Annotated in this window: 7 protein-coding genes and 1 pseudogene; 3 read left to right on the top strand and 5 right to left on the bottom strand. The window is 43.4% G+C overall.

Annotation, left to right across the window (positions count from 1 at the left end):
• Nucleotides 1–83 precede the first annotated feature (83 nt).
• The 5 genes and pseudogenes from ABD920_RS17525 to ABD920_RS17505 all read right to left on the bottom strand — a co-directional run.
• Nucleotides 84–953 (bottom strand): annotated as a pseudogene (locus ABD920_RS17525) (helix-turn-helix domain-containing protein); the annotation flags it as partial.
• Between the two features lie 172 nt (nt 954–1,125).
• Nucleotides 1,126–2,538, bottom strand: a complete 1,413-nt coding sequence (locus ABD920_RS17520; protein ID WP_345160815.1) for an FHA domain-containing serine/threonine-protein kinase — start codon at nt 2,536–2,538, stop codon at nt 1,126–1,128.
• Nucleotides 2,538–3,179 (bottom strand): FHA domain-containing protein, encoded by a 642-nt coding sequence (locus ABD920_RS17515; RefSeq protein ID WP_345160814.1) that lies wholly within the window; start codon nt 3,177–3,179, stop codon nt 2,538–2,540. Before ABD920_RS17515 ends, ABD920_RS17520 begins: the two co-directional genes overlap by 1 nt.
• Before the next feature lie 45 nt (nt 3,180–3,224).
• Nucleotides 3,225–4,649: a PP2C family protein-serine/threonine phosphatase gene (locus tag ABD920_RS17510; protein ID WP_345160813.1), complete on the bottom strand. Its 1,425-nt coding sequence runs from the start codon at nt 4,647–4,649 to the stop codon at nt 3,225–3,227.
• Nucleotides 4,650–4,743: 94 nt separating this feature from the next.
• Nucleotides 4,744–6,267 carry an FHA domain-containing protein gene (locus tag ABD920_RS17505; RefSeq protein WP_345160811.1) on the bottom strand — a complete coding sequence of 508 codons (1,524 nt, stop codon included), beginning with the start codon at nt 6,265–6,267 and terminating at the stop codon, nt 4,744–4,746.
• A 620-nt stretch (nt 6,268–6,887) separates the two neighbouring features.
• On the opposite strand from ABD920_RS17505, the gene ABD920_RS17500 reads away from it, so the two are divergent.
• From ABD920_RS17500 to ABD920_RS17495, 3 genes are all read left to right on the top strand, one after another.
• Complete coding sequence (locus ABD920_RS17500) at nt 6,888–7,196, top strand: transposase (protein ID WP_345160810.1); 309 nt, start codon at nt 6,888–6,890, stop codon at nt 7,194–7,196.
• 164 nt (nt 7,197–7,360) lie between these two features.
• Nucleotides 7,361–7,639 carry a helix-turn-helix domain-containing protein gene (locus ABD920_RS25040; protein WP_486357934.1) on the top strand — a complete coding sequence of 93 codons (279 nt, stop codon included), beginning with the start codon at nt 7,361–7,363 and terminating at the stop codon, nt 7,637–7,639.
• Nucleotides 7,582–8,145, top strand: coding sequence for a DDE-type integrase/transposase/recombinase (locus ABD920_RS17495; protein ID WP_345160809.1), 564 nt, complete (start codon nt 7,582–7,584; stop codon nt 8,143–8,145). The genes ABD920_RS25040 and ABD920_RS17495 overlap by 58 nt, the downstream gene beginning before the upstream one ends.
• Nucleotides 8,146–8,341 lie beyond the last annotated feature (196 nt).

Raw genomic sequence — 8,341 nt, 5'->3', positions numbered from 1 at the left:
TGAGCCCGATGAACTATGAAAAGAACTGTTAACTTTATAACCATTAAGCAAGTTTACTGTCCTTCTTTTTCGACACACCTCATTTTACGAAAAGCGATGGCGTAAAACTCGTCTTGCATGGTGCGGTGGAAGCGCTCACAGATGCCGTTGGTCTGCGGGCTCCTGGCCTTCGACTTGCTGTGGTCGACGTCCTCAATGGTCAGGTAGAGTTCGTACTCATGGTGCTCCCTGGCTCCTCAATACTCGGTTCCACGGTCAGTGAGGATGCGCAGCAGCTTCAGCTCGTGCTGCTCATAAAACGGAAGCACCCTGTCATTGAGCATGTCGGCCGCCACCAAAGCGTTCTTCCTGTCATAGACTTTCGCCTGCGCCACCTTGGTGTAGGTGTCAATAAAGGTCTGCTGGTAGATCTTGCCCACGCCTTTGATGTAGCCCACGTAATAGGTGTCCTGCGCGCCCAGGTAGCCAGGGTGGTGCGTCTCTATCTCACCGTGCGCTGTCTTCTCTTCCCTGGCCTTCTCCAGGGCCGCAATCTGCACCTCTGTCAGGATCATCCCTTCTTCGGCCACTTTGGCCTCGAGTGCTTTCAATCGTTTGGGGAAGGTCTCCAACTGGTAACGCAGCCACACTGAGCGCACCCCTCCTGGTGAGATGAAGATGCCTTTCTTCTTGAGTTCGTTGGATGCTCTGAGTTGCCCAAAGGCAGGTTGCTCGGTGGCCAGCGCCACCACTGCGTCTTCAACGGCTTGTTCTACTCTGTTTCTGATGTTGGGCTTTGAGCTGCTGATCTCCTGCAGGGCTGATGAGCCGCCCTGCTCATAGAGCTGTTGGAAACGGTAGAAGGAGTCCCTGCTGTATCCCATCACTTTACATGCCTGCGATACATTGCCCAGCATCTCGGCCAGGTTTAGCAATCCTAATTTGTTTTTGATAATTTTGTCTTGAGTAGTCATGGTATAATCTGGTTTAATTAATAAAATGCGTCACTTTCAATTTAATTAAACTGTCAGATTATATCTTGACTATCTCATATAAGGGATATAAGGGGAGAACAGAAAGCTGAAAATAAAACCCTGGCTTTCTTCTGAAACACTAAATGGATAATATAGGAGGTACGGTAAGGGTCTAATTTATTAATTTAAGCGTGGTATCTCCTACTGTTATGATATCATTATACTGTAGCTGCTTCAGTGCTTTCTGCAGATGGGCAGAATTCACAAACGTACCATTTGTAGAGCAGTTTCGCTGTATGGGTAGCTTTATGCAGCCATCATACATTTGAACTGGTTGGCCATCCAGGATAAACCATTTTTTGGCTTCTGCATGGTACAGCAGCGTGGCATGATAGCGGGATATGTAATTTGTAAAATGCTCTGCTATACCGATGCTATTGGCAAAAGGCTCTTCTTTATTAAACCATCCAACCGTCAGCACCTTTAAATTGTTTTTGTTCCACCACACATCACTCTTCAGGTTATCATTAAGCCAGTTAGCAAAAACATTGTACTGTAGTTTCCAGTCAGGTTGGTTATAGGCAACAAGGTTATTTAAATTATAAACCCTCCCAATCTCGTCGCCATTCATGATGTGTAGCAGGAAAGTTTCTGTTGTTGTATCCACCTCGTTGGTAATTGCAGCTGAATCATTCTCGGTTCGCAATAAAGCCAGTATGTCATCTGCCTGCTGGTACCTATCATCAGGAGCAAACTGCAGACAGCGGTCTATGATGGTGTTCCAAATTGGCTCTGGGGCAGAAGCCGCCAGTAATTCTTTGTTCCATTCGCCTTTCTTTTTCTTCGCCTCATATGCTTTTATATCAGCCTGAAACTCTTCAAAAGTACCGAAAGGAAGCCCGCCTCCCGTTATGGTTTCATACATGACCGCACCAAAGGCATATACGTCATTCGTATTTCCCATCACCTTGAAGGCACGGGTATAATCCAGTTGCTCAGGTGGTGAATAGACTCCAGAAGCAAAAACCTCCTTCACCTGCCCCATTATGTTTCGGCGTGTCATGCGGCTCCGGATAGAGGCAGAAATGCCAAAATCAGCCAGTTTTGGGATGTTATGCTCATCAAACAGCACATTTTCCGGCTTCAGGTCCCGATGTATGATTCCTTCGCGGTGCATGTTACGCAGGCCTTTCAGGATACCTTTTGCAAGCTGTTTCAAACCCAAAACCTCCCATTGCTGCCCCATTCTTTTACGGAGGCTGCCATTGGGGCAGTAATCCATCACTATATAAGGATTCCCCTGGTATACATCGTAATCGTATGGCCTTACGATATTTTCACCAGGAATAAGCCGCGCGTACTCATACTCCTGCCTAAACCTTTTTGCATATTCAATGCGCTCATTAGGAGAGAATTTCCACATTTTAGTTAGTTTCAGCGCAAAGTCATTGCCTTGGCTACGTACATGGTAGACACTCCCAAAGCCCCCTTGTCCTACTTCCTTCTCTACGATGTACTCTTCATTCGCAGAAGTAACTACAGACATAGGGCTCAACTCAATGGCCTGCGGCGAAACAACCTCCATTAGTCTAACTCAATTCTGTAAATTCTGTTTCCGATGAGTATATGTGTGCCCGCCTCTACAGCCACTTTATCAGTAACCTGGATAAAAGTAGCATGGTTGCTGCTCAGATCAGACACATGCCAGGTACCCTTTTCTTTTACAAGCTGCACATGCTGTCCTGAAGAGATACTCTGATCACTTGGGTTTAGATTTGCGCGATTCAATACGACATCTTCTCCTTCAAATTCTACAGCTTTATTGGTGGCAATATCTACTAAAGTTACTTTTGGAGTTGTAGGAGCGGCGGCACTGGTCGCGAAGATAAGATTGCTAAAGCTCATGGTACCATTTGTCACAGGCTTATCTTTCTTTTCTCCGGTAGTACCACAATTAGGACATGGACTCTCCATAGACACCTTACTACGCAAAGGATAATGGCCACAGGCAACACACCTAAGCTTTTCGTCTGTGTCCAGATCCCAAGCAGGTTGCTGCGAGTTTGTACCCCTCATAGTGGGTATACCTTCCATTTGTGTCTTTTGCGCTTGATTCTTAGGAGGAGCTACAGCTACAGCAGGTGCCTGCGCATTCAGCTTTGTTCCGCACTTTTCACATACCTTATTACCTTCTGCATTCGAAAATCCACATGTGTAACATCTCATAACATGATTCCCAGTTTTTATTTATATAATTTTTTACTGCCTAAACTATTGGTTAGACGAAGTAGAATCTTTTTTACTTATGTCCTTGATTGTTTTCTTTGTTTTGACAGAATCTTCTGTTTGCACTTGTTCCTTCATTTCTAAGGGTAACTCTTCAGCCCCTGTCTTGATAACAGAGTCTTCTTCTACATTTCCTTCTTTAGTTGAATTATCATTTACATTCCCCGATTTAGCAGAATCCCCTACTACTGAATCTGTTGATAGAGGCTTCCCTTTTACTTTGTTTCCTGATTTTGGAAGAGACGGTTCTGTTATCTTATTTTCATTATCTAATGTTTGCTCCTGTACTATGTTAGTTTCTTTATTTGGCTCCTCATCTAAAGAAGACGGGGCTAATTCTTCAACTTTTTTATCATAAGAAGGAGAGATTACATTTGTAGTAGGCTGCGCAATTAAATCTCCGGTGGTTGTTAACGTGCTGTTTACTGGCTTAGGTACAGCAGTCGCGGCTTTAGTCACAACCGGACTGGAATTAGGAAAGCTAATCCTGCTAAAAGCCATATAGCCTATAATGCTGATCAGAAGTACTCCTAGCGCTACAATAGTCCTGTTTTTATTCTTGATAAACTTTCTGAGTTCCTGTGTTGTGGTTGTAGCAGGCTTAGAGGTAGAAAGCTCCCGAACATCTAGCAGTACAACCGTAATGTTGTCTCTCCCACCTGCTGCATTCGCTTCTTCAATAAGCTTCTTACAAGCTTCCACCGTATCCTTCTCCTGCTCAAGAACATCATTAATCTGCTCATCGGCCAACATGCTGTTTAGGCCATCACTGCACAGCAGGAACCTGTCTCCTTCATGATAATCTATCACTTTCACTTCAGGATTTGGCGGTGTCACGGGATCACCAAGACTTTGTGTAATGATGTTGCTTTCCGGATGTAGGCGCGCCTGTTCAGGGGTTATCTGTCCCCGTTTCACTAGCTCCCACACGTAAGAATGGTCATCTGTAGCAGGTTCTAAAGTTTTCCCTTTTCTATGAACATACAAACGGCTGTCACCGCACCATGCTACATACGCTTTCTCCGAAGTTGCCCACAGGACAACAACAGTAGTACCCATGCCGGAAGTCTCTAAATTGTTGATCTGGTGAGCTACAATTGCTTCATGGGCTGTTAGAATAACTTTCTTTAACCATGCCAGCTTTTGTTTGTCAGGAGCCGGCACTTCAGCCATTCTATTAAACTCCTCCTGTACAACTCTCTGTGCTATATCAGAAGCTACTTCACCAGCATTTGCGCCACCCATTCCATCGGCAACTAGCAATAGCGCACCCTCTTTTGTAAGGGATAATTTTTCGTTAGGCTTAAATCCCCAACTTTTAGACACAATGTCTTTACATACAGCAAAGTTGTCTTCGTTTTGGCCAGGACGCTGCCCGTTATCAGTAGTAGCAAAAATTTCAACTATCATGATTAAAATTTTGAAAGTTTTAACTGTACGAACACAACTTTGTAGTAATGTTTACTGCCAGATGTGGGAGTGTTTCTTTTAACATAACATTTTGTTAGTTTCCCAAGTTGGCTAGTGGTGTTATGATGTTTGCCCCCGTACCATTAGCTGCTCGCTCTTGGTGCTTACCTGATACTATAGCAACAGCTACCGCTGTGTTATCCTTTAAGTAAAATAAAGGTCCACCTGCATTACCTGTATTAAAGTCACCAGCAGATACTATCATATACTTTTGTTGAGGGCTGCTGCTTGAAACAGATGTTTTAACTATATAAGGTTCAACTCCAACATGCCTGTCCTTTAACAGGCTTCCGTAGGAATAGCCTAGAGAAAAAAGTTCTGCACCAGCATTCAGTTTACCTGATAACTCTTTATCAAAAGCAACACCCTGTTTGTTTTTCGTTTTAAGGTAAGCCCAGTCAGATCCTGAAAATGGATCGAATATTTTAACACTACCTTTTATACCTTCAAATGTATATTGCTCATACAAATCTGCACTAGTATCATACACCATATTATGATTGGTGAAAGTTATGTCAACCTTTTCGTCCGGAGAAACTGCTTTAAAATAATAAGTTACTATGCCTCCGCTATTAGCTATAAAGTTCATCTCAGAAGCATCTAGTGCATGCATATCAATACACTGCCGAGCAGTTACAAATGTTCCATCATCAAGCAGAAAACCACTACACACACTTTCATTGGGCTCATCTTCGTAAAGGATATTATCATTCCACTCTACCATGATTTTTGTTAAATACACAGTCAGAACTTTTTCTTTCACAGCAGACACAAGTGATTCAGGTGAAGCAGTGGCAGTAGGGAGTTTATTAGTAGGACTAGAAGCAGGTTTAACCAAACCGGCTTCTTGAACAACGGGAGGCTCTTTCATGGCTTTACGAGTTTCTTCCTGCGCTGCAATTAATTCATGTAATTTCCCTTTTTTTTCAAAAAGCTCTGCTTCCAGATCCTTGTTCAAAGCGTTTAATGCGGCCAATGAATCTGCTTGCTGTTTACTAGAAGCTTCTACTTTAATAAGCATCTCTTCATTATCCTGCTTCATTTGGTATAAGAAGTATCCTCCGACAATGGAAGCAAGTAAAAAAACTACAGCAATTGTTATCAATGCTCTTCTGTAAGGCTTTATAGCCTGTTGCATAACAAGGTTCATGCGCTTTGTAAACGCCATTTTTGCAGTGCCATTCTGGGACTCATTAAATCTTAACTTGGGTCCTTCAACAGAAAGCTGTATCTCATCACCGCTGTTTAAATAATACTGGTTAAGCACCGGACGTCCATTGACTAGAGTAGGATTCGTCTTTGAAAGATTTCTAATGATTGTTTCCTTGCCATTTCGCTCTATTGCAGCATGCTTTCTACTAACTGTAGGAAAATCATTGCCAAAACTGATCAAGCAGCTTTCTCTTCCTAATTCTATGTATGGGACAATAACTGTCTCAAAACTTCCCTTTGGGTACTTAGAAGTAGGGGTTAAGAATTCTAAAGTATAAGCTTCTGCATTAGCTCCTCCTAAGAATTTAACTCCTGTTGCAAATGCCTGTGTTGCTCTGGAAGCCATAAGCTTATGATTAAAGTGGTAACTGTTAATGTTTATACTTAAAGAAGATCGAGCTATGTTCAAGAACTATAAAAATAATCTCTGAATATCTTATAAATATATACAGTTATTGTATAACACAACATACCTACTTATAGGTATTTTTAGGTTAAAATAAGATAGTTTATAATTGTTTTTTGGCAACTCACTCTGTGATGGATAAGTTTATTGGCAAGTAGAAGAGTAAGTTTATAAGATATTACAGGAGTTGAAAATAGCTGAAGCGATCTTTAGAGTGAGGGATTTCCCCATTAACTGTAAACCATTTATTATCAATATCTTAATACCCAACAAAGGTTTGGATATCCGAATCTGCACCCTCGGAAAATCAACAGGATTCCTTAGTTCGAAGTTAAGTCATAAAGTTCCGAAAATCAAACACTTGATAAACAATAGCGCTTACACCAGTAGTTCGACTCCTCTATGGGCTACGCGAAAGCACTCCAGTTAATTCTATAGGGCTTGATTTCTTTGCTTCGCGCACTATCAAAATGAGTTGCCACTATAGGTATCTACTTCTTAGCCCCTTAAAAGACTGGACCAAAGATTCTACAAGCTAAAAACTATAACTTGTAAGAGCAATGAAAAGAAGACACTTGTCAGCAGACGAGAAACTAAAGGCCCTTTTAGAAGCGGAGAAAGAAGGAGTAACAGCCACCATCCGTAAGCATGGCATCTACACGAACACCTTTTATCAGTGGAAAGAGAAGTATGATACGGGCGGAAAGGACGCCTTAGCTAGCAAGCACTACAAGCTGGACCCGCAAGTAAAGCGCCTGCAGAAGGAGAATCAGCAGCTAAAGCAGTTGCTGGCAGAGAAAGAGCTGGCCCTGCGCATCAAGGAAGAGCTGCTAAAAAAAAGCACTGTCAGGAGGCAGATAGGATTATGATTGCCAAGAAATTCATCTACCAGGGATACCCCCTCTACAAGGTTCTGCCCCTGTGCGGCCTGAGCAAAAGCTCCTAATACTATCTTCCCCTTTGTGGCAAAAGGGGCAGGAAAAAGAGCACCAGCACCCAGAGCAAGGAAGGCATCCGCTACAGCAACGATTATGTGCTGGCAAGGATAGAGTGGCTGTTGAACCAGGAGTTCGTCGACTATGGCTACGAGAAGGTGACGGGGTGGCTAAGAAACAGCGAGGGCTTGGTGATCAATGGCAAGAAAGTCTATCGGCTCATAAAAGAAGCCCGAGTGCTTAACAGCCGCATCAGAAGAGACAGAAAGGGCAAGAGAACAGCTAAAGAGTTGCTGCCCCCCACCAGCCCTTTGAGCGCATGCAGACAGACATCAAATACATCTACATTCATGGAGAGCATAGGAATGCGCTGCTGATAACGGTGCTGGATGTCTTCAGCCGTGGGGTGCTGGATGTCTTCAGCCGTGGGGTGTTGGGCTACAGGCTGGAGTGGAGCATTACAAAGCACCAGGTGATTGACTTGATGAAGGATGTTTTGTACCATTACAACAAGCCTCTAAAGGTGAGCCTGAGAACAGACAACGGCAGCCAGTTCGAAGCTGGCTTGTTTCGGGAGTACCTGAAGGAGATGCGCATCGATCATGAGTTTACGCACGTGGCCAGCCCGCAGGATAACTGCTACATCGAGTCCTATCACTCTATTGTGGAAAGTAGTGTCTGTGCCAGGTATGAGTTGGAAAGCCTGCAGGAAGCCAACGAGGTGTTCAACAGGTTCATCAACTTCTACAATCAGAACAGAGTCCATGGGAGCTTGCATATGCTGACCCCAAACCAGTTCCTGCTACAACAGCAGAAAGCCCAAAGTCTGAGGATAATGCCGCTAAAGGAAGAAAATATTGTGCCTCAAAAACTGAATGAATAGTAGAATCCTGGTCCTATAAATAGGGGGTTAGGGCACGAAGGAGAACCCAGGGCTATGTCTTGATGAAACAAAAGGGCAGGCAGAAGCAGCAATGCCCATAGCATCGAAAAGAACCGAGGCTGTAAAACTAACTGTTTCAAAGGGTTTTGAGTAACACCTTTAACGCAGATAAAATGGAAAATCAAGACAGCCTGGA

The sequence above is a fragment of the Pontibacter saemangeumensis genome, assembly GCF_039541895.1.
Lineage (GTDB): Bacteria > Bacteroidota > Bacteroidia > Cytophagales > Hymenobacteraceae > Pontibacter > Pontibacter saemangeumensis.
This window is presented reverse-complemented; position numbering and strand designations above follow the sequence as displayed.